This window comes from Desertibacillus haloalkaliphilus, assembly GCF_019039105.1.
Taxonomy (GTDB): Bacteria; Bacillota; Bacilli; order Bacillales; family KJ1-10-99; genus Desertibacillus; species Desertibacillus haloalkaliphilus.
This window is the reverse complement of the sequence record NZ_JAHPIV010000345.1, coordinates 1-377: the sequence shown is the minus strand read 5'-3', so window position 1 is coordinate 377 and position 377 is coordinate 1. Positions and strand designations below refer to the sequence as shown.

Annotated in this window: 1 pseudogene; it reads right to left on the bottom strand. The window is 32.6% G+C overall.

Annotated features, from left to right (window positions below):
- Positions 1-187: 187 nt before the first annotated feature.
- Positions 188-377 (bottom strand): annotated as a pseudogene (locus KH400_RS22260) (UDP-N-acetylmuramoyl-L-alanyl-D-glutamate--2,6-diaminopimelate ligase); the annotation flags it as partial.

Here is a 377-nt window from a genome sequence, read left to right as displayed (position 1 = left end):
AAGTAATACACGCTCTAACATCACTGATCATTCCTCCTTTCTTTAAAACGAATAACCTTATTCATTTGTCATTATTTTTCTATTATTTGAGTTCATATATTAAAGACTTCCGTCTCTAATTATTGTTATCATCTACATGATATTGATATGTCTTTTCATACCAAAAATCTCATTTAATCTATAACATTCAGAAAGAGTTCTTTTCTAAGATTGCTTGGCGAGCTACTTCTCGATCATCAAAGTGAATCGTTTTATCACCAAGAATTTGATATGTTTCGTGTCCTTTCCCTGCAATCACGATGATGTCATCTTTCTTTGCCTCTTTAATTGCTTGTTTTATCGCTTTTTCGCGGTCAATGATTACTTCATACTCGCCC